The sequence below is a fragment of the Cupriavidus sp. UBA2010 genome, assembly GCF_002335265.1.
In the GTDB taxonomy this organism is placed as follows: Bacteria; Pseudomonadota; Gammaproteobacteria; order Burkholderiales; family Burkholderiaceae; genus Cupriavidus; species Cupriavidus metallidurans.
Genome location: NZ_DDCI01000033.1, coordinates 171,807 through 192,330 on the forward strand (window position 1 = coordinate 171,807; position 20,524 = coordinate 192,330).

Genomic DNA, 20,524 nt, shown 5'->3' on the forward strand with positions numbered 1-20,524 from the left:
ATCCCTTCCGCAAGCATAGGTACCGGCTATTCGATATATGAGATTTATCGAATAGCCGAACCAATAGCCGTCTAATACACTTCTTCCATCGGGTCCCGGGAACCCGTCCAGAAACTCGATGGACTACGGAGTGACATCATGGCAATGCTCAATCTTTTCGTATCAGGCTTCCGCCAACTCCGCGCACAAGTGCGCGATGCTGGCCGTGGTGAAGCCTCTCGCCTGCGCCGCAAGGTGGTACGCAAGGAAATTGGCATGGCAATCGTCGCGCTCGGCGCGATGGCGATGTTCCTCGATGCCGCAAGGGGGCTTTCTTCCCTTGTGGCGTAGTCCTGGTGCGATAATGGCCACTGTCCGCCCGCGTCACATTGGGGCGCCAATCCTCGTGGCTTGAACTAAATGGAGCTGAACGACCATGGCAAAGAAGAATGAGATGAGCGTGAACATCGGTATCTCGGACAAGGACCGCAAGAAGATCGCGGAAGGCCTTTGCAAGTTGCTGGCCGATACGTACACCCTCTACCTCAAGACCCACAACTTCCACTGGAACGTGACGGGTCCGATGTTCAACACGCTGCATCTGATGTTCGAGACGCAGTACAACGAGCTGGCGCTGGCCGTGGACGCAATCGCCGAGCGTATCCGCGCACTGGGCTATCCGGCCCCGGGCACCTACAAGGAATACGCCAAGCTGTCCTCGATCGCCGAGGAAGAGGGCGTGCCCGAAGCCACCGAGATGATCCGCAAGCTCGTGGAAGGCCAGGAAGCCGTGGTGCGCACCGCGCGCTCGCTGTTCCCGGCGATCGATGCCGCTGGCGACGAACCGTCGGCGGACCTGCTGACCCAGCGCATGCAGACGCACGAGAAGACCGCGTGGATGCTGCGTTCGCTGCTGGCCTGATCCCCGTCATGCCAGTCACCGGTTGCCACGTCGCTTGCGGCAACCGGGCCAACGCGTCACGGCCCAACTGGCCGCGGCGCGTTTTTGTTTGAGTCTTGCCAGAAGTACGCCGCCATGTCCCATCCCTCCACCGCCCCCGCCCACCCGAGCCGTCTGGCGCTGTACGCGCGCCTGGTTCGCATCGACAAGCCGATTGGCACGCTGCTGCTGCTATGGCCCACGCTCTGGGCCATGTGGATGGCCGCCGGCGGGCCGCCGGGATGGACCCTGTTCTGGATCTTCTTTGCCGGCACGTTCCTGATGCGTTCGGCCGGTTGTGCCATGAACGACTGGGCCGACCGCGATTTCGACAAGCACGTGAAACGCACGAAGGAGCGGCCGTTGACCGCCGGGCTGATTGCCAGCTGGGAGGCGCTGGCCGTGGCGGCTGTGCTGGCGCTGATCGCGCTGGCGCTGATACTGCCATTGAATTCGCTGACCAAATGGCTGGCCGTGGTGGCCGCCGTCCTGGCGGGAACCTATCCGTTCTTCAAGCGGTTTTTCGCGATCCCGCAAGCGTACCTGGGCATCGCATTCGGCTTCGGCATCCCGATGGCCTTCGCGGCGATCCAGGATCAGGTGCCGTTCGTGGCCTGGCTGATGCTGCTGGCCAACGTGTTCTGGGCGATTGCCTATGACACCGCATACGCGATGGTCGATCGCGATGACGACCTGCTGCTGGGCATGAAGACGTCGGCGATCACGTTTGGCCGGTTCGACGTGGCCGCGATCATGATCTGCTACGCCGCCTTCCTGGGTTTGATGGCCTGGGCCGGATCGCTGCTCGGACTGGGCTGGCCGTACTATGCCGGCCTGGTGGCAGCCGCGGGGATGGCGGGCTATCACTACACGCTGATTCGCGAGCGCGACCGCATGAAGTGTTTCGCGGCCTTCCGCCACAACAACTGGCTGGGTGCCTGCGTGTTCGCCGGGACGTTCGTGGTGTACCTGCTGAAGTAAAAAACCGGGGCCAGGCCCCGGTTTTTTCTTGGAAGCCTGAAGCAGCTTCCTAGTCCTTCCCGAACTCCGCTCCCATCTCGCGGCCCCGCGCGGCGGCGGCCAGCATGGCGCGAACGAAGGCGTCCTGGATGCCGCTGGCGTCCATCGAGGTCAGCGCGGCATACGTCGTGCCGCCTTTCGACGTGACACGCTCGCGCAGCGTCGATACTGGTTCGGTCGACTCCGCAGCCAGCGCGGCGGCCCCGCGGAACGTTTCGACGGCCAGCTTGCGACCCTGCTCGGAGGACAGGCCCATCTCGGTGGCGGCGCGCTCCATCGCCTCGACGAAATAGAACACGTACGCCGGCCCGCTGCCGGAAATCGCCGTCACGGCGTCGATCTGGTCGTCGCCCTCGACCCACACGCACTGACCAACTGCCTCGGCCACGGCCGTGGCGATGGCGCGGTCGTTGTCGGACAGACCCGGGGCGGCGGCCAGTCCGGTCATCCCCATGCCGGCTAGCGCGGGCGTATTGGGCATCGCGCGGACAAGGCGGTTGGTGCCCAGCCAGCGCTGCATGTCCTGCAGCCGGATGCCAGCCGCCACGCTGATGATCAGGCTGTTCTTCAACTGCGGCGCCAGGGCTCCCACGGCGTCCTTGAACTGCTGCGGCTTGACCGCCAGCACGATCACGTTGCTGGCGCCAAACGCGGCGTCCGGCGCAGCCAGGGTCTGTACGCCAAGCGTCGTGGCCAGGCGTTGGCGGGCGTCTTCGAACGGATCGACCACGCGAATCGCGTTGGCCGGCACGCCACGGGCTACCAGGCCGCCGATCAGGGCCGAGGCCATATTGCCGCCGCCGAGGAAGCCGAAAGTAAGGGAGTCGAGCATCATGGTTCCTGTCTGCCGGCGCGACGCATGTCGGCTGGCGTTGATGAATCTGTTGAGCGTGGAGGGTGTGAAGCGAAGGGCGCCGTCAGCCTCGTGCGCCGAATATCGCGGTGCCGATCCGTACCATCGTGGCGCCCTCGGCGATGGCAGCTGGCATGTCGGCGGACATCCCCATCGAGAGCGTATCCACATCCAGTCCGGACTGTCGCAGTTCCTCGAGCAACCGGCGCAGCGCGGCAAATGGCACGCGCTGGGCGGCCAGGTCCGCTGCCGGCGCGGGAATCGCCATCAGGCCGCGCAATTGCAGGTTCGGCAATGCGGCCACGGCGCGCGCCAGCGGCAGCACTTCCTCGGGAAGCACGCCACTCTTGGTGTCTTCGTTGCTGATATTGACCTGGATGCAGACCTGCAGGGGCGCCAGATTCGCCGGCCGCTGCGCGGACAGCCGCTCCGCGATCTTCAGGCGGTCGATGGCGTGGACCCAGTCGAATTGCTCCGCCACGGGGCGGGTCTTGTTGCTTTGCAGCGGGCCGATGAAGTGCCACGCGATGCGGCTGCGCAGATCGCCCAGCGCGGCGATCTTGTCCAGACCTTCCTGCACGTAGTTCTCGCCAAACGCCGGCTGTCCGGCCTCGAAGGCCTCGCGCACACGATCGGGTGAGACGGTCTTGGAGACGGCCAGCAGGGTCACCCCGGAAGGGTCCCGGTCGGCTTGTTGTGCAGCCGCCGCGATGTCATTCTTCACGGCTTGCAAGTTGGCGGCGATTACAGACATAATCCGGCGAACATACCAAAGAAGTACAACAAAAAGCAGTCTTTTAGGGTGGGGTCATTATAGATGGACATCGCGCAGCTATTGGCTTTTGCGGTCAAGAACAAGGCATCCGATCTCCACCTCTCGGCTGACATGCCGCCGATGGTGCGTATTCACGGGGATATGCGCCGCATCAACGTCGCGGCAATGACGCACAAGGACGTCCACGCCATGGTGTACGACATCATGAGCGACGTTCAGCGCAAGTCTTACGAAGAGCGCCTTGAGGTCGATTTCTCCTTCGAGATCTCTGGTCTGTCCCGTTTCCGGGTCAACGCCTATACCACCCAGCGCGGCGCGGCCGCGGTGTTCCGGACGATTCCGTCGAAGGTCCTGACGCTCGAGGACCTGCGCGCGCCCGCCGTGTTCGCCGATCTGTGCATGAAGCCGCGTGGCCTGGTGCTGGTCACCGGGCCCACGGGCTCTGGCAAGTCGACCACGCTCGCCGCGATGGTCGACCACCGCAACGACAACGACATGGGTCACATCCTCACGGTGGAGGATCCAATCGAATTCGTGCATCAGTCCAAGAAGAGTCTGATCAACCAGCGCGAGCTTGGCCCTCATACCCATTCGTTCGCCAACGCGCTGCGCTCGGCACTGCGCGAGGATCCGGACGTGGTTCTGGTGGGCGAATTGCGTGACCTGGAAACGATCCGCCTGGCGTTGACCGCCGCGGAAACCGGTCACCTGGTTTTCGCCACGCTGCACACGAGTTCGGCCGCCAAGACGATCGACCGTGTGGTCGACGTGTTCCCGCCGGAAGAAAAGGACATGGTGCGAACCATGCTGTCGGAGTCGCTCGAGGCCGTGATCTCGCAGACGCTGCTCAAGACACGCGACGGCAACGGTCGGACGGCGGCGCATGAAATCATGATCGCCACGCCTGCGATTCGCCACCTGATCCGCGAAAACAAGATCGCGCAGATGTACTCGATGATGCAGACGTCGAGCGGCCTGGGCATGCAGACGCTGGACCAGTGCCTGAGCGACCTGATCAAGCGCGGCATGATCAACTACAGCGACGCGCGGGCGATTGCGAAGAATCCCGACGCCTTCATGGGTTAAGGGGGAAGGGAATGACCATGCTCGACCGCGAATCCGCTGCAAAGTACATCAACGAAATGCTGGGGCTGATGGTCAAGAACCGTGGCTCCGATCTGTTCATCACCGCGGAGTTTCCTCCGGCCGTCAAGGTCGACGGGAAGATCACGCCGGTCTCCCAGCAGCCGTTGAACCCGACCCACGCGCTTACCCTGGTGTGTTCGATCATGAACGAGCGCCAGACCAAGGAGTTCGAGGACACCCGCGAATGCAATTTCGCGATCGCCGTGCCGGACGTCGGACGTTTCCGTGTCTCGGCCTTCATCCAGCAAGGCCGTGCGGGCATGGTGCTGCGGACCATCAACACGCGCATTCCCTCGGTCGAAGACCTGGACCTGCCGCCGGCGCTGCATGAGATCGTGATGTCCAAGCGCGGTCTGGTGATCGTCACCGGCGCCACTGGCTCGGGCAAGTCGACCTCGCTGGCGGCCATGCTCGACCACCGCAACGCGCATTCGTACGGCCACATCATCACGATCGAGGACCCGATCGAATACGTCCACGCGCATCAGAACTGCATCGTCACGCAGCGCGAGGTGGGGATCGACACCGAGTCGTGGCACATCGCGCTCAAGAACACGCTGCGTCAGGCGCCGGACGTGATCCTGATCGGCGAAATCCGCGATCGCGACACGATGGAATACGCGATGCAGTACGCGGAAACGGGCCACCTTTGCCTGGCCACGCTGCACGCGAACAACGCCAACCAGGCGATCGACCGTATCGTCAACTTCTTCCCAGAGGAAAAGCGTCAGCAGCTTCTGATCGACCTGTCGTTGAACCTGAAGGCGATGATCTCGCAGCGCCTGCTGCCACGCGCCGGCCGCAAGGGCCGTGTGCCGGCGGTGGAGATCATGATCGGCACGCCGCTAGTGGCGGATCTGATCTTCAAGGGCGAGATTCACGAGCTCAAGGAGGTCATCAAGAAGTCGCGCGAGCAGGGCATGATCTCGTTCGACCAGGCGCTGTTCGAACTCTACGAGACGGAGAAGATCACGTACGAAGACGCGCTCAAGAACGCTGACTCGCTCAACGATCTGCGCCTGATGATCAAACTCCACAGCAAACGCCATCGCGACAACGATCTCGGCGCCGGCACCGAACACCTGAACGTGATCTGAGCGGACGCGGTATTCTCACGGCCTGTACTGCCCCCATACACCGCAGGAGACCACGATGAGCAATGTGTACCAGTTCGAAGCCAATTCGCTGTCCGGCCAGCCCCAGCCGCTGGCCGACTACCGCGGCAAGGTGCTGCTGATCGTCAACACCGCGAGCGAATGTGGCTTCACGCCGCAATACGCGGGCCTGCAGACGCTGCAGGCCTCCTATCAGGCGCGCGGCTTCGACGTGCTTGGCTTTCCCTGCAACCAGTTTGGCAAGCAGGAGCCTGGTGACGCCGAACAGATCGGCGCGTTTTGCGAATCCCGCTTTCACGTCACGTTCCCGATGTTCGAGAAAATCGACGTGAACGGCGCGGACGCGCATCCGCTCTACAAGTGGCTGACGTCGGAGAAGCGGGGGTTCCTCGGTACCCAGGCGATCAAGTGGAATTTCACCAAGTTCCTGCTGCGCCGCGACGGTACCGTCTTCAAGCGTTATGCGTCCACAACCAAGCCCGAGGAAATCCGCGCGGATATCGAGTCGTTGCTCGCCGAACAGCCGGCGTGAGATAAGCCGGCGGGCTCCGTGCTCGACTATCCCTGCGTGTCCGATTGGACGGTGCGGAGGAATCCGTTGAGCGAACGCTCTGACGTCTCGAGGAAATGCTCGTCGAGCATCGTCAGGGCGCGGCAGCGGTCCAGCCGGAAGCTGCGGTAGTCGGAGCGCGTCGTGCACCACGCCGCCAGCAGCCAGACATTACCCCAGAAGAACAGGCCCAGCGGTTGCACCACGCGCACGCTTTCGCGTTGCTGCGCGTCGCTGTAGTCGATCCGTAGCAGGCGTTGCGCGCCGATGGCCGTATGCACGATGTCGAAAGCCTCGCGCACGGCGGGCTGGTTGACGTACTCGGGCGCGAAAATGCGGCTCTGCTGCGCGGCCACGCGCCGCTGCGGCGGTAGCGCGGCCATCAGTTTTTCGAGCGAGGGATCGGCGGCGGCGGCCAGCGCGCCGCCTCCCCAGGCCTTGAGCAGGCGCAACCCGGCCACCATGGCCTCGACTTCCATCGACGTGAACATCAGTGGCGGCACGTCGTAGTCGGGCCGCAGCCGGTAGCCAATGCCGGCCTCGCCTTCAACCGGCACGCCCGAGAGCGACAGCGCCTGGATATCCCGATAGACCGTGCGTTCGGAAACGCCCAGGCGCTGGGCCAGCAGCGCCGCCGTGGTCAGGCGGCGGCCTCGCAGGACCTGGACGATCTGGAACAGGCGGTCGGCGCGTCGGCTCACTGGGTGCTCGCTTTCCTCGTTAGTGGGTGCCCGGCTCGTGCAGGCCGATCCGGTTGCCCTCGCTGTCCTTGATATGCGCGTAGCGCCCAAGGTTGTCAGGCAGGTCGACCGGCCCTTCGAGCGTATGGCCGCCGGCGTGGCTGACACGTGCCAGCACGTCGTCGAGTTGCGGGGCGTTCAGGTACGGCACCGGACCATAGAACGCGCTCGCGCGGTACTGGTCGCCCTGGACCAGCGCGCCCGATCCGTCGCCGTGCGTGAACACGGCCATATCGACTTTACCCATCGTCTCGCGGCGCAGCGGATGCTCGAACACGGCTTCATAGAACTGGACCGCGCGCTGCATGTCGGTCACCGGGATTTCCAGCCAGTTGACCAGGGTGGTGTTGGGGGTGGACATCTTGGCTCTCCTCGTTACGAAGTTGGGAGAACGGATCATGCGCGTGGGCTCCTGACAGCGTACTGTCAGGAGCGTGTCAGGGTGTCAATGCGGCATCCAGGCCGCCAGCACCGGCACCATGATGGCCGTCAGTACGCCATTCAGCCCCATTCCGAGTGCCGAAAAAGCTCCGGCTTCCTGGCTGACCTGGAATGCCCGTGCCGTGCCGATGCCGTGCGCGGCCACGCCCGTGGCGAAGCCTCGCACCGTGTAGTCCCGCACGCGCAGCAGGTTAAGCAGGCCGGTGGCGGTGACGGCGCCGATGATGCCGGTTGCCATGACCAGCACCGCGGTCAGCGAGGGCAGGCCACCGATCTTTTCCGATACCCCCATCGCAATCGGGATGGTCACCGATTTCGGCGCAAGCGATCGAATCACGTCCGGCGTCGCGCCGAGTGCATAGGCGATGCCCACCGCCGACACCACGGCCGCGAACGAACCGGCTACCAGGCCGCACAGCAGGGGGAACACGTTGGTACGCAGCTTCGGCAATTGCGTGTAGAGCGGCACGGCAAGCGCCACCGTCGCGGGGCCGAGCAGGAAGTGCACGAACTGCGCGCCGTCGAAGTAGGTCTTGTACGGCGTACCCGTGACGGTCAGCACGGTCACCAGGATCGCCACCGAGATCATCACCGGATTGGCCAGCGGAGAGAAGCGAGCGCGCTCGTAGATGCGGAACGCGAACACGTAGGCAATCAGCGTGGCGGTGAGCCCGATCAGCGGACTCGCCGCCAGGTAGACCCAGATTTCGTTCAGGCGTGGCGACATCATGGCTGTGCTCCCGTGTCCGCCGACGTGTCGACAGGAGTGTCGACAGGAGTGTCGGCAGGAGTGTCGGCAGGAGGCTTGCGCATCAGCGCACGCGTGACCAGCGCCGTGACCGCGATGGCCACCCAGGTGGAAACCACCAAGGCGATGACGATGGGGAGCCATTCGCTGCCGATTCGGTTCGCGTGCACCATGATGCCGACGCCGGCCGGCACGAACAGCAGCGACAGGTGCTTGAGCAGTTCATTCGCGGAGTTCTGGACGACGGGCAGCAGCCGGTTGTCGAAGACCAGCCAGCCGAATAGCAGGAGCATGCCGATCACGGGACCCGGCACGGGCAGGTGCAGCGCGTAGCTGATCACCTCGCCCACGGTCTGAAAGACCAGCAGGATGGCAAACGTCTGAAGCATGGGGCGCGTAGGGAGACGAAATGTGCCGACATGGTACTCCCGTACAAGATGCGTGCAAGCCGGACGTCAGTGCTGCCATTGGCTTCCTGCTCCCCTCGCCCATTCGCGGGAGAGGGGAGACCGCCATCACCCGTGGCTTAGGCCGCCTGTGCCGCCACCACCGGCGCCAGCATCCGGTCCACCAGCTCGACCCAGTGCATCACCGGCGTTTCCGTGCCGCTTTGCAGGTGCGTGATGCAGCCGATATTGGCCGTGACGATGGATTCCGGCGAGGTGGCCTGCAGCTTGGCGAGCTTGTCGTCGCGCAGCTTGTACGACAGTTCGGGCTGCAGCACCGAGTAGGTGCCGGCGGAGCCGCAACACAGGTGGCTATCCGCGCAGAGGCGTACGTCCACACCCAGGCGGGTCAGCAGCGCTTCGACCTTGCCGCGGATCTGTTGCCCGTGCTGCAGCGTGCACGGCGGATGCCACGCCACGCGGCGGCTATCGCGCGGCACGGCGCCGGCCAGGCGGTGCAGTTCGTCGGTAAAGTCGGGCAGTAGTTCCGACAGGTCGCGCGTCATGGCCGATACATGCGCGGCACGCGATGCGTACTTCGGATCGTTGCGCAGCAGGTGGCCGTAGTCCTTGACCATCGCGCCGCAGCCCGACGCGGTCATGACGATCGCTTCGGCCCCGGCCTCGATATGCGGCCACCACGCGTCGATGTTCGCGCGCATATTGTCGAGTCCGCCTGGATGGTCACCATTGTGGAAGCGGATGGCGCCACAACAACCGGCTTCCCGCGCCACCACCAGTTGTACGCCGAGTTTGTCGAACACACGTGCCGTGGCGGCATTGATGTTGGGCGACATGGCTGGTTGCACGCAGCCGTCGAGCAACAGCATCTTGCGGGGATGCTCGGTGCGCGGCCAGGCGCCCGCCGCGGGCTCGCTCGCGGGTACCTTGTTGCGCAGCATCTGCGGCAGCCAGGGGCGCACGATCTGGCCGAGTTTCAGGGCGGGGCCGAACAGGGCCGGGCGCGTCAGGCCTTCGCGCAGCACCCAGCGCACGATGCGTTCCTTGGCCGGGCGCTTGATGCCTTGTGCCTCCAGCCGGTCATCGACGATCTTGCGGCCGATGTCCACCAGGTGACCATAGGTCACGCCAGACGGGCAGGTGGATTCGCAATTGCGGCAGGTCAGGCAGCGATCCAGATGCAGGCGCGTGCTTTCCGTGACGGGGTTGCCCTCGAGCACCTGCTTCATCAGGTAGATGCGGCCGCGCGGCCCGTCGAGTTCGTCGCCGAGCAACTGATAGGTCGGGCACGTGGCCGTGCAGAAACCGCAGTGCACGCATTTGCCGACGATGGATTTCGCCTCTTCGCCTTCGGGCGTGTTGCGCAGGAAATCGGCCAGTGTGGTTTGCATGATGTGGGGTCGCTGTGGTCGCGAAGGTCGCTATGGGGTTGCCTGCGGACTCAGAGTCCGTTGTACATGCGCTGCGGATTGAAAATACCCGCAGGGTCGAAGGTGTCCTTGAGCCGCTTGTGGATCGCGGCCAGCGGCGATGACAGCGGCGCGAACACGCCAACGGACTTGTCGCCATTGCGGAACAGCGTGGCGTGACCACCGGCGGCCTGCGCTGCGGCGCGCACCCGATCCGCCGATGCGGCGCTGTCATCCGGAGCGATCCACCAGCGCTGGCCGCCACCCCATTCCACGAGCTGGGCGCCGGGCAGGTCCAGCGGCTTGCAGACCGTTGGCACGGCGATGCGCCACAGGGCGTGGCCCGCATCGTTTGCCGGGGAGAAGAACGAGTGCGTCTGTTCGCGCAAGGCCGTCCACAACTGCTGGGCGTGACTGGCATCGATGACCTCGCCGCCCAGGTTGTCACGCGCGGCGCAAACCGCGGCGGTCGCGCCGCTGAGTCGCACATGCAGGAATCCGTCATGCCACGCCGACGCCGCGATCGGCAACGGCTGGCCGCCCCATTTGTTGAGCTGGTCGATCGCCTCGGCCTGGCCCATCGCGAAGCGCAGCGTGGCGTCATCGAATGGCACGGGCAGCACCTTCAGCGAGACCTCAAGAATCAGGCCGAGCGTGCCGAGCGAGCCGGCCAGCAGGCGCGACACGTCATAGCCGGCTACGTTCTTCATCACCTGGCCACCGAAGTGCATGATCTCGCCGTGGCCGTCCATCAATTGCGTGCCCAGCACGAAGTCGCGCAGCGCTCCCGCCGACTGACGGCGCGGGCCAGACAACCCGGCTGCCACCGCGCCGCCGATCGTGGCCGTGCTGGCCTGGCCGCGCAGCGCGAAATGCGGCGGCTCGAAGGCCAGCATCTGGCGCTTTTGCGCCACCGCGTCCTCGATCTCGGCCAGCGGCGTGCCGCAGCGTGCCGTAATCACGAGTTCGGCGGGATCGTATTCGACGATGCCGCGATAGGCCCGCGTATCGAGCACGGTGCCGGCCAACGCCTGGCCGTAGAAGTCCTTGCTGCCGCCACCGCGCAGGCGCAGCTGTGTGCGGGTGTCGCCGGCCTGGCGGATCGCATCGCGAAAGGCGTCGAGAGTGGCTTGCATGAGGACGTTGTCGTAATTGGAATTGGGGGGCGTCAGCGGGATCGGCTACCGTTGTCGCTGCGTTGGTCGGTGGCCAGTTCGGTTCGATACTCTGGCAACGCGGTGCCACAGTGCTTGCAGAACGTGGCGTCTGGCTCGTGGCCTTCGGTCAGGCAGTGTTCGCACGAGCGCGTGGTCAGCGGGCGCCGGATGATGCTTGCAGCCAGTTCAGCGCCAACGATGCCAGTCGGAAACGCGATGATTCCGTAGCCGAGCAGGATCGTGATCGACGTGATGAACTGACCGATTGGCGTCTTCGGCACCATGTCGCCGAAGCCCGTGGTGGTAAGCGTGACGATGGCCCAGTACATGCTGACCGGGATGCTCGTGAAGCCGTGCGTGGGGCCTTCCACCACGTACATGATCGTGCCCAGGATTACCGTGATGATGAATACGGTGCCCAGGAACACGAAGATCTTGCGGCGGCTGTTGGACAGCGCGAGCATGAGGATCTCGGCTTCCTCGAAATAGACCGTCAGCTTGAGAATCCGGAAGACACGCAACAGCCTCAGCAGGCGCACGTCGATCAGGAAGGCGAGTTCCGGCACGAAGAACGATGCCCAGGTCGGAATGATCGACAGGAAGTCGATGATGCCGTAGAAGCTGAAGACGTAGCGCAGCGGTCGCCGCACGACGCTCAGCCGCATGATGTATTCGGTCGTGAACAGCAGCGTGAACAACCACTCGAGTACGGTGAACACCGTGCCCAGGCGCGCGTGAATGGCCTGGATGCTGTCGAGCATGACCACGGCCACGCTGGCGATGATGGCCACCAGCAGCACGATGTCGAACGTGCGCCCCGGGCGCGTGTCCGCTTCGAAGATGATCGTGTACCAGCGCTGGCGCCATCCCGACTCGGGTTGGCCCAGCCGTTGGCGAATGCGCGCGTTTTGATCGGATCGTGTGGATCGTGACATGTGCAAGGCGGAGAAGGGTTGCGGACGCTCGCGCCTTCCCGTCTGGATGGTGTCAGAAACGCGGCAGGTCCGGATGCGGCAGCAGGCCGCGCTTGACGTGCATCTTGCCGTATTCGGCGCAGCGCGCAAGCGTGGGGATTGCCTTGTCCGGGTTCAGCAGCCGGGCGGGATCGAATGCGGCCTTGACCCCGAAGAACGCCTCACGCTCGGACGGGGAGAACTGCACGCACATCGAGTTGAGCTTTTCCACGCCCACACCGTGCTCGCCGGTCACGGTGCCGCCGAGTTCCACGCAGGTCTCCAGGATGTCCGACCCGAACAACTCTGCGCGCTGCCACTCGTCGTGATCCGCGCCATCGAACAGGATCAGGGGGTGCATATTGCCATCGCCCGCATGGAAAACGTTGATGCAGCGTAACCCGTATTTGTGCTCCATCTGCTCGATGCGCTTGAGTAGCGTGCCGATGTGCTTGCGAGGGATCGTGCCGTCCATGCAGTAGTAGTCGGGCGAGATGCGGCCCGCAGCCGGGAAGGCGTTCTTGCGGCCGCTCCAGAAGCGCAGGCGCTCGGCTTCGCTTTGCGACACCGTGATGCGGGTCGCGCCCGATGCGCGCAGCACCTCGCTCATGCGGGCGATTTCCTCGGCCACTTCCTCGGGGGTGCCATCCGATTCGCACAGCAGGATCGCGGCGGCGTCGAGGTCGTAGCCGGCCTTGACGAACTCCTCCACGGCGGCCGTGGCGGGCTTGTCCATCATCTCCAGCCCGGCCGGGATAATGCCCGCGGCGATCACGTCGGCCACGGCATTGCCGCCTTTCTCCACGTCATCGAAGCTGGCCATGATGACCTGCGCGAGCTGCGGCTTGGGAATGAGCCTCACGGTGACTTCCGTGACCACGGCCAGCATGCCTTCGGAGCCGATCATTGCGGCCAGGAGGTCGAGGCCCGGCGCGTCGGGCGCCTCGGACCCGAACACGACCACCTCGCCTTCCATCGTTACCGCGCGCACGCGCAGCACATTGTGGACCGTCAGGCCGTACTTGAGGCAGTGCACGCCACCCGAGTTCTCGGCCACGTTGCCGCCGATCGAACAGGCGATCTGCGACGATGGGTCGGGCGCGTAGTAGAGGTTGTGCGGGGCGGCGGCGTCAGAGATCGCCAGGTTGCGCACGCCGGGCTGAACCACCGCTGTGCGGGAATATGGATCGAGAGACAGGATGCGCTTGAACTTGGCCAGCGACAGCACCAGTCCGCCGGCGATCGGCATCGCGCCGCCAGACAGGCTGGTGCCGGAGCCCCGTGGCACCACCGGCACGCCGAGCTCATGGCACAGGCGCAGCACCGCGCAGACCTGCTCCTCGGTATCGGGCAGCACCACGGCGTCTGGAACCTGGCGATAGGCGGCCAGACCGTCGCACTCGTACGGCACAGTGTCCTCGGCCTTCCACAGCACGGCCGTGTCGGGCAGGATGCGGGCGAGGCCGGCCAGCAGCGTGGCGCGTCGCGTCTCCGCGGATTCACCGGCGACAGATTGGGCGTCTTGCGGGGCGTTCATGGCAACTCCTGTGACGGACCGGCCGACGCGCACGATTCCCGCGTGGATGCGTGCTCGTACCGGGGCCGGGACGGCAGACTATAGCGCAGGCACCCCGCCGGGAGCGCCTTGGCGCACGTGAATTCGGCACGACGACCCGATCAAAAAGGTTCATGCCGGGTGCAAATGCCCGAGGCCGCGGACGATGCCGCTTCCAGCGTAGTGGCTTGTCCGCTACCAGTCCAGCCCGAGCAGCCAGTCGATGAAGTAGCGCGCCTCGGGCATCAGCGGCGCCTGCTCGCGTTCGACGATGTAGTAGCCGTGTGGCGATACGGACTCGATATCGAGCAGCTTCACCATCTGGCCCGCCGCCAGCCACTGCCGCGCCATGCGCTGGCGCACCAGCCCCACGCCCTGGTTCGAGACGATCGCCTCCAGCATCAGGCCGATATCGTTGAACTGCGCGCCGGTCAGCGGCTCCGGCCAGTCCAGGCCGGCGGTTTCGAACCACGGCCGCCACGGTTCCAGCGGGCTGCGCAGCAGCGTCAGATTGTGCAGATCCTCGGGTTTGGTGACCGCAAAGCCGTTCACGCGCTCGTAGTACTCGCGGCCGCACGCCGGAAACACGGGCTCGACCAGCAGTTTCGTGGTCTTCAGGTCGGGGTAGCGGCCGGTGCCGTAGCGGATTTCGATATCGGTGTCCTCGGCCTTGACGTCGAGGAACGGCACGGCCAGGTGCAGTTCGAGATCGATATGCGGATAGAGCGCCGTGAACTCCGGCAGGCGCGGCACCAGGTGCTGGCGACCGAATGTCGGCGGGATCGCCACGCGCAGCCGCGTGCGCAGCTTGTTGTACTCGGGGCGTGCCAGTTCGTTGAGCGACTTCAGCGCATCCTGCACGTTGCGTTGGTAGCGCGTGCCGGCCGCGGTCAGCCGCAGCGCGGCGTTCGAGCGCACGAACAGGTCGTCGCCCCAGAGTTCCTCAAGGTTCTTGATCCTGTGCGAGACCGCGCTCGGCGTCACCGACAGCTCCTCGGCAGCGCGCGCGAAGCTGCCCAGCCGGGCAGCCGCTTCGAACGCGATCAGCAGGTGCAGGGGTGGGACGCGATGGAAAACCGATGCCATGGCCGCGTGCTCAGCGCGTGGCGCTGAAGATCTTGCCCGGATTCAGGATGTGGTTCGGATCGAGCGCATCCTTGATCGCGCGCATCAGGTCGAGCGCATCCTCGCCATGCTCCTGCACCAGAAATCCCATCTTGTGCAGGCCCACGCCGTGCTCGCCGGTACAGGTGCCGCCCATCGCCAGCGCGCGCTGCACGATGCGGCGGTTGATGTCCTCGGCCTCGGCCATTTCCTCGGGCTTGTCCGGGTCCACCAGGATCGCCACGTGGAAGTTGCCGTCCCCGACGTGACCAACGATCGGGCAAGGCAGCGACGACGCGTTCAGATCGCGCTCGGTTTCGGTCACGCAGTCGGCCAGCCGCGAGATCGGCACGCAGACGTCGGTGGTGACCGATTTGCAGCCCGGCTTCAGCTGGAGCATCGCGAAATAGGCGGTATGGCGGGCATTCCAGAGCCGCGACCGGTCCTCGGGCCGTGTGGCCCATTCGAAGCCCTGGCCACCGTGCTCGGCGGCGATGTCCTGCACGGTCTCGGCCTGTTCGCGCACGCCGGCCTCGGTGCCATGGAACTCGAAGAACAGGTGGGGCGTTTCCGGCAAGGTCAGATTGTCATGGCGGTTGATCGCACGGATTGCCAGGGCGTCGACGAACTCCACGCGGGCCACGGGCACGCCAAGCTGGATCGTCTGGATGGTGGCGCGCACGGCGTCGCCCATGCTCGGGAAGGCGCAGACGGCTGCGGAGATCGCTTCCGGCTGCGGATAGAGCCGCACCGTAACTTCGGTGATGATGCCGAGCGTGCCTTCGCTGCCGACGAACAGGCGCGTCAGGTCATAGCCCGCCGACGACTTGCGCGCATTGGTGCCGGTGCGGATAACCCGGCCGTCGGCCGTGACCACGGTCAGCGCCAGTACGTTCTCGCGCATGGTGCCGTAGCGGACCGCGTTGGTGCCCGAGGCGCGCGTGGCGCACATGCCACCCAGCGACGCATCGGCGCCCGGGTCGATCGGGAAGAACAGGCCCGTGTCCTTGATCTCCTGGTTGAGCTGTTTGCGCGTGACGCCGGGCTGGACGGTGACGGTCAGATCCTCGGGGTGCACGGCCAGCACCCGGTTCATCTGCGACAGGTCGAGGCTGATACCGCCGGCCACGGCCAGCAGGTGGCCCTCGAGCGAGGAGCCGGCGCCGTAGGGGATCAGCGGCACGCCATGCGTGTTGCAGAGCTTCGCCAGTTCGGCCACTTCCTCGGTGCTATGGGCAAAGACCACGGCGTCCGGCAGTTCGGGCGGGAACGGGGATTCGTCGCGGCCATGATGCTCGCGCACGCCGGCCGAGGTGGTGAAGCGGTCGCCGAAGCGGGCGGCGAGGGCATCGGCCAGTTCCGACGGGAACGGCCGGCGCGCCAGGGCGGCGGCAGGTGTGGGGTGGTTCATGCGGGTCTCCGGCTCGGGCCGTATAGCTCTGTATGCAAGGGAATGCCGCCATTCTACGTCGCCTTCCACGTCTCCCATACGTCCCCAATACGTCCCCAATGCGTCTCCAACACGCCCCGCGCGGCACGTGGCAGGGCCTGCCGGGCCCCGGAGGGTCCATAATTGCGCCACTTCTAAAACACTGACCACAAGGAGACCGGCATGGGTAATCGCCTGTCCAAAATTGCCACGCGCACCGGCGACGCCGGCACCACGGGCCTCGGCGACGGCAGCCGGGTTGGCAAGAACAGCCTGCGCATCGTCGCGATCGGCGACGTGGACGAGCTGAATTCCCATATCGGCCTGCTGCTGACCGAACCGGATCTGCCCGAGGACGTCCGCGCCGCGCTGCTCCATATCCAGCACGACCTGTTCGATCTGGGTGGTGAACTCTCCATCCCGGGCTATACCTTGCTCAAGGCGCCACAGGTGGCCCAGCTCGACGACTGGCTGGCCCATTACAATGCCGCCCTGCCACGGCTGGCCGAATTCATCCTGCCGGGCGGAAGCCGGCCCGCCGCGCAGGCCCACATCTGCCGTACGGTCTGCCGCCGGGCGGAACGTGCGCTTGTGGAGCTGGGCGCAGCCGAAGCGCTCAACGAGGCGCCGCGCCAGTACCTGAACAGGCTGTCAGACCTGCTGTTCGTGCTGGCCCGTGTGCTGAACCGTGTGGGTGGCGGGAGCGACGTGCTCTGGCAGCGCGAGCGGGAATCCTGAAAGTTACGCATGAGCCACTAATTAGGCTGACTCGTTTTTCCGAGAAATTTACTCGGATTTGCGAATTTCGCCCTTGAAATGGCCCGCGATGGCCACATTTCGCATTCAGGTTGAATTGCAGCCCTGATCTCAAGAAGCGGGGCTCAATAGGAGAGAACACTATGGGTAAGATCATCGGTATCGACCTCGGTACCACCAACAGCTGCGTGTCCATTCTGGAAGGCAACACGCCGAAAGTCATCGAGAACTCCGAAGGCACACGCACCACGCCGTCGATCATCGCCTACATGGAAGATGGCGAGATCCTGGTTGGCGCGCCTGCCAAGCGCCAGGCCGTCACCAACCCGCGTAACACGCTGTACGCGGTGAAGCGCCTGATCGGCCGCAAGTTCGAAGAGAAGGAAGTCCAGAAGGACATCGGCCTGATGCCGTACGCGATCGTCAAGGCCGACAACGGCGACGCCTGGGTTGGCGTGCGCGACCAGAAGCTGGCCCCGCCGCAGGTTTCGGCCGAAGTGCTGCGCAAGATGAAGAAGACCGCCGAGGACTACCTGGGCGAGCCGGTGACCGAAGCCGTGATCACGGTGCCGGCGTACTTCAACGACTCGCAGCGCCAGGCAACCAAGGATGCCGGCCGCATCGCCGGGCTGGACGTCAAGCGCATCATCAACGAACCGACCGCTGCAGCGCTGGCGTTCGGCATGGACAAGAACGAGAAGGGCGACCGCAAGATTGCCGTGTATGACCTCGGCGGCGGCACGTTCGACATCTCGATCATCGAAATCGCCGACGTGGATGGCGAAAAGCAGTTCGAAGTGCTGTCGACCAACGGCGACACGTTCCTCGGTGGCGAGGACTTCGACCAGCGCATCATCGACTACATCATCGGCGAGTTCAAGAAGGAACAGGGCGTCGATCTGTCGAAGGACGTGCTGGCGCTGCAACGCCTGAAGGAAGCCGCTGAAAAGGCCAAGATCGAACTGTCGAGCTCGCAGCAGACCGAGATCAACCTGCCGTACATCACGGCCGATGCCTCGGGTCCGAAGCACTTGAATCTGAAGATCACGCGCGCCAAGCTCGAAGCGCTGGTGGAAGAACTGATCACCCGCACGATCGAACCGTGCCGTACCGCGATCAAGGATGCAGGCGTCAAGGTTAGCGACATTGACGACGTGATCCTGGTCGGCGGCATGACCCGTATGCCGAAGGTGCAGGAACAGGTGCGCGAGTTCTTCGGCAAGGAAGCCCGCAAGGACGTGAACCCGGACGAAGCCGTGGCCGTGGGTGCCGCCATCCAGGGTTCGGTGCTGTCGGGCGACCGTACCGACGTGCTGCTGCTGGACGTGACGCCGTTGTCGCTGGGCATCGAAACGCTGGGTGGCGTGATGACCAAGATGATCAACAAGAACACGACCATCCCGACCAAGCACGCACAGGTTTTCTCGACCGCTGACGACAATCAGCCGGCCGTGACGATCAAGGTGTACCAGGGCGAGCGCGAGATGGCCACCGGCAACAAGATGCTGGGCGAGTTCAACCTGGAAGGCATTGCGCCGGCACCGCGTGGCACGCCGCAGATCGAGGTCTCGTTCGACATCGACGCCAACGGCATTCTGCATGTGGGCGCCAAGGACAAGGCCACCGGCAAGGAAAACCGCATCACGATCAAGGCGAACTCGGGTCTGTCCGAAGACGAGATCCAGCGCATGGTGAAGGATGCCGAAGCCAATGCCGAGGAAGACAAGCGCGCCCGTGAGCTGGCCGACGCCCGCAACCAGGCCGACGCGCTGATCCACTCGACGCGCAAGGCGCTGGGCGAGTACGGCGACAAGCTCGAAGCCGGCGAGAAGGAAAAGATCGAAGCCGCGATCAAGGACCTGGAAGATGCCGCCCGCGGTGGTGACAAGGCCGAGATCGACGCCAAGGTCAATGCGCTGTCCGAAGTCAGCCAGAAGCTGGGCGAGAAGGTCTACGCCGACATGCAGGCCCAGGCCGGTGAAGGTGCGGCGGCAGGTGCCGGCGCAGCCGGCGGCGCACAGCAGCAGGCCCAGCCGCAGGACGACAACGTCGTGGATGCCGAGTTCAAGGAAGTGAACGACAAGAAGTAATCGGGACGGCGGGTGGCGGCGCGGGTGATGCCGGCGCCGCCACCCGTTCCCGACGCCGGGCGACGGTTGTCTGACACCAGGTGCAAACCTCGGTTGGACACTGCGCTCGGCTTTTTTGCTTATCGCGCGGCGGGCATGTAAGGGCTCCGTCGGGCCAATCAGGTATGAGCCACCATGGCAAAACGTGACTACTACGAAGTGCTCGGGGTAGGCAAGAACGCGAGCGACGACGAGATCAAGAAGGCTTATCGCAAGCTCGCGATGAAGCACCATCCGGACCGCAATCCGGATAACAAGGAAGCCGAGGAGAAATTCAAGGAGGTCAAGGAGGCCTACGAGATGCTCTCCGACCCCGAGAAGAAGGCGGCTTACGATCAATACGGCCACGCTGGCGTGGACCCGAACATGGCCGGTGGATTCGGCGGCGGCGGGTTTGGCGGCGGTGGCTTCGCGGAAGCGTTCGGCGATATCTTCGGCGACATCTTCGGCCAGGCAGCCGGCGGCGGCGGACGCCGTGGCGGCGGCCCGCAGGCCTACCGTGGCGCCGACCTGCGCTACAGCATGGAGATCTCGCTGGAGCAGGCCGCGCATGGCCACGAGGCGCAGATCCGCGTGCCGCACTGGGACGATTGCGAACACTGCCACGGCAATGGCGCCGAGCCGGGTTCGTCGGTTGAAACCTGCCCGACCTGTAACGGCGTGGGCCAGGTGCGTGTGTCGCAGGGCTTCTTCACGATGCAGCAGACCTGCCCGAAGTGCCACGGCAGCGGCAAGTTCATCCCGAAGCCGTGCACCAAGTGCCACGGTCAGGGCAAGCTCAAGTCGCAGAAGACGCTCGAGGTCAAGATTCCGGCCGGTATCGACGAAGGGATGCGTATCCGTTCGTCGGGCAACGGCGAGCCGGGCATCAACGGCGGCCCGCCGGGCGATCTCTACGTCGAGGTGCATATCAAGCAGCACCCGGTGTTCGAGCGCGACGGTGACGACTTGCATTGCCAGATGCCGATCTCGTTCGCCACGGCGGCGCTGGGCGGCGATATCGAAGTGCCGACGCTGGGCGGCCGGGCCAGTTTCCCGGTGCCGGAAGGCACCCAGGCCGGCAAGACGTTCCGCCTGCGCGGCAAGGGCATCAAGGGTGTGCGTTCCGGATATCCGGGCGACCTCTACGTGCATGTGAACGTGGAGACGCCGGTCAAGCTGACCGAGGCCCAGAAGGACATCCTGCGTCAGTTTGACCGCTCGGTGCACGAGGGCGGTTCGCGTCACAGCCCGCAGGAGCAGTCCTGGCTCGACAAGGTGAAGAGCTTCTTTAGCTGATCGCCTCATCGACCCGTCAACAGGACGATGAAACCGGCCA

The 20,524-nt window shown here is 64.8% G+C and carries 21 protein-coding genes; 9 read left to right on the forward strand and 12 right to left on the reverse strand.

Features of this window, described 5'->3' with window-relative positions; translation table 11 throughout:
* Positions 1-138 precede the first annotated feature (138 nt).
* The 3 genes from B2246_RS24560 (at position 139) to ubiA (ending at position 1,900) form a co-directional block, all read left to right on the forward strand.
* Positions 139-330, forward strand: coding sequence for a hypothetical protein (locus B2246_RS24560; protein WP_035884653.1), 192 nt, complete (start codon positions 139-141; stop codon positions 328-330).
* Between the two features lie 85 nt (positions 331-415).
* Complete coding sequence (locus B2246_RS24565; protein WP_008641932.1) at positions 416-901, forward strand: Dps family protein; 486 nt, start codon at positions 416-418, stop codon at positions 899-901.
* A gap of 114 nt (positions 902-1,015) precedes the next feature.
* Positions 1,016-1,900 carry a 4-hydroxybenzoate octaprenyltransferase gene (ubiA, locus tag B2246_RS24570; RefSeq protein WP_035884654.1) on the forward strand — a complete coding sequence of 295 codons (885 nt, stop codon included), beginning with the start codon at positions 1,016-1,018 and terminating at the stop codon, positions 1,898-1,900.
* Between the two features lie 49 nt (positions 1,901-1,949).
* On the opposite strand, the gene proC is transcribed toward ubiA, so the two are convergent.
* Together proC and B2246_RS24580 are read right to left on the reverse strand one after the other, a co-directional pair.
* Entirely contained in the window at positions 1,950-2,771 is an 822-nt protein-coding gene (gene proC, locus B2246_RS24575) for a pyrroline-5-carboxylate reductase (protein ID WP_035884655.1), read from the reverse strand.
* An 85-nt stretch (positions 2,772-2,856) separates the two neighbouring features.
* Positions 2,857-3,546: a YggS family pyridoxal phosphate-dependent enzyme gene (locus tag B2246_RS24580; RefSeq protein WP_035884656.1), complete on the reverse strand. Its 690-nt coding sequence runs from the start codon at positions 3,544-3,546 to the stop codon at positions 2,857-2,859.
* A 63-nt stretch (positions 3,547-3,609) separates the two neighbouring features.
* On the opposite strand from B2246_RS24580, the gene B2246_RS24585 reads away from it, so the two are divergent.
* The 3 genes from B2246_RS24585 to B2246_RS24595 are packed head-to-tail and all read left to right on the forward strand — an operon-like array spanning position 3,610 to position 6,360.
* Entirely contained in the window at positions 3,610-4,653 is a 1,044-nt protein-coding gene (locus B2246_RS24585) for a type IV pilus twitching motility protein PilT (protein ID WP_008641940.1), read from the forward strand.
* Between the two features lie 17 nt (positions 4,654-4,670).
* Positions 4,671-5,810 carry a PilT/PilU family type 4a pilus ATPase gene (locus B2246_RS24590; RefSeq protein ID WP_008641941.1) on the forward strand — a complete coding sequence of 380 codons (1,140 nt, stop codon included), beginning with the start codon at positions 4,671-4,673 and terminating at the stop codon, positions 5,808-5,810.
* Between the two features lie 55 nt (positions 5,811-5,865).
* Positions 5,866-6,360: a glutathione peroxidase gene (locus tag B2246_RS24595; protein ID WP_008641942.1), complete on the forward strand. Its 495-nt coding sequence runs from the start codon at positions 5,866-5,868 to the stop codon at positions 6,358-6,360.
* Positions 6,361-6,386: 26 nt separating this feature from the next.
* Here the strand turns inward: B2246_RS24595 and B2246_RS24600 are convergent, their stop codons facing one another.
* The 10 genes from B2246_RS24600 to B2246_RS24645 all read right to left on the reverse strand — a co-directional run bounded on the left by B2246_RS24600 (position 6,387) and on the right by B2246_RS24645 (position 16,303).
* Positions 6,387-7,079, reverse strand: coding sequence for a helix-turn-helix transcriptional regulator (locus B2246_RS24600; protein ID WP_008641943.1), 693 nt, complete (start codon positions 7,077-7,079; stop codon positions 6,387-6,389).
* A 19-nt stretch (positions 7,080-7,098) separates the two neighbouring features.
* Positions 7,099-7,479 (reverse strand): VOC family protein, encoded by a 381-nt coding sequence (locus B2246_RS24605; protein WP_008641944.1) that lies wholly within the window; start codon positions 7,477-7,479, stop codon positions 7,099-7,101.
* Between the two features lie 84 nt (positions 7,480-7,563).
* Entirely contained in the window at positions 7,564-8,289 is a 726-nt protein-coding gene (locus B2246_RS24610; RefSeq protein WP_008641945.1) for an LrgB family protein, read from the reverse strand.
* Complete coding sequence (locus tag B2246_RS24615) at positions 8,286-8,696, reverse strand: CidA/LrgA family protein (protein WP_035884658.1); 411 nt, start codon at positions 8,694-8,696, stop codon at positions 8,286-8,288. The genes B2246_RS24610 and B2246_RS24615 overlap by 4 nt, the downstream gene beginning before the upstream one ends.
* Before the next feature lie 137 nt (positions 8,697-8,833).
* Positions 8,834-10,105: a glycolate oxidase subunit GlcF gene (gene glcF / locus B2246_RS24620; RefSeq protein ID WP_008641948.1), complete on the reverse strand. Its 1,272-nt coding sequence runs from the start codon at positions 10,103-10,105 to the stop codon at positions 8,834-8,836.
* A gap of 50 nt (positions 10,106-10,155) precedes the next feature.
* On the reverse strand, positions 10,156-11,259 hold the full coding sequence (glcE, locus tag B2246_RS24625; RefSeq protein WP_035884659.1) for a glycolate oxidase subunit GlcE: 1,104 nt from the start codon (positions 11,257-11,259) through the stop codon (positions 10,156-10,158).
* Positions 11,260-11,291: 32 nt separating this feature from the next.
* Positions 11,292-12,215 (reverse strand): ion transporter, encoded by a 924-nt coding sequence (locus tag B2246_RS24630; RefSeq protein WP_008641951.1) that lies wholly within the window; start codon positions 12,213-12,215, stop codon positions 11,292-11,294.
* Between the two features lie 52 nt (positions 12,216-12,267).
* Positions 12,268-13,770, reverse strand: a complete 1,503-nt coding sequence (locus B2246_RS24635) for an FAD-linked oxidase C-terminal domain-containing protein (RefSeq protein WP_008641953.1) — start codon at positions 13,768-13,770, stop codon at positions 12,268-12,270.
* Positions 13,771-13,983: 213 nt separating this feature from the next.
* A complete protein-coding gene (locus B2246_RS24640; RefSeq protein ID WP_008641954.1) occupies positions 13,984-14,874 on the reverse strand; it encodes a LysR substrate-binding domain-containing protein in 891 nt (296 codons plus the stop codon).
* Between the two features lie 10 nt (positions 14,875-14,884).
* On the reverse strand, positions 14,885-16,303 hold the full coding sequence (locus B2246_RS24645) for an FAD-binding oxidoreductase (RefSeq protein WP_008641956.1): 1,419 nt from the start codon (positions 16,301-16,303) through the stop codon (positions 14,885-14,887).
* Positions 16,304-16,504: 201 nt separating this feature from the next.
* Between B2246_RS24645 and B2246_RS24650 the strand changes: the two genes are divergently transcribed.
* From B2246_RS24650 to dnaJ, 3 genes are all read left to right on the forward strand, one after another.
* Positions 16,505-17,059 (forward strand): cob(I)yrinic acid a,c-diamide adenosyltransferase, encoded by a 555-nt coding sequence (locus tag B2246_RS24650; RefSeq protein ID WP_008641958.1) that lies wholly within the window; start codon positions 16,505-16,507, stop codon positions 17,057-17,059.
* A gap of 161 nt (positions 17,060-17,220) precedes the next feature.
* Positions 17,221-19,167: a molecular chaperone DnaK gene (gene dnaK, locus B2246_RS24655; RefSeq protein ID WP_008641962.1), complete on the forward strand. Its 1,947-nt coding sequence runs from the start codon at positions 17,221-17,223 to the stop codon at positions 19,165-19,167.
* 174 nt (positions 19,168-19,341) lie between these two features.
* Positions 19,342-20,484 carry a molecular chaperone DnaJ gene (gene dnaJ, locus B2246_RS24660; RefSeq protein WP_035884660.1) on the forward strand — a complete coding sequence of 381 codons (1,143 nt, stop codon included), beginning with the start codon at positions 19,342-19,344 and terminating at the stop codon, positions 20,482-20,484.
* Positions 20,485-20,524: the final 40 nt, after the last annotated feature.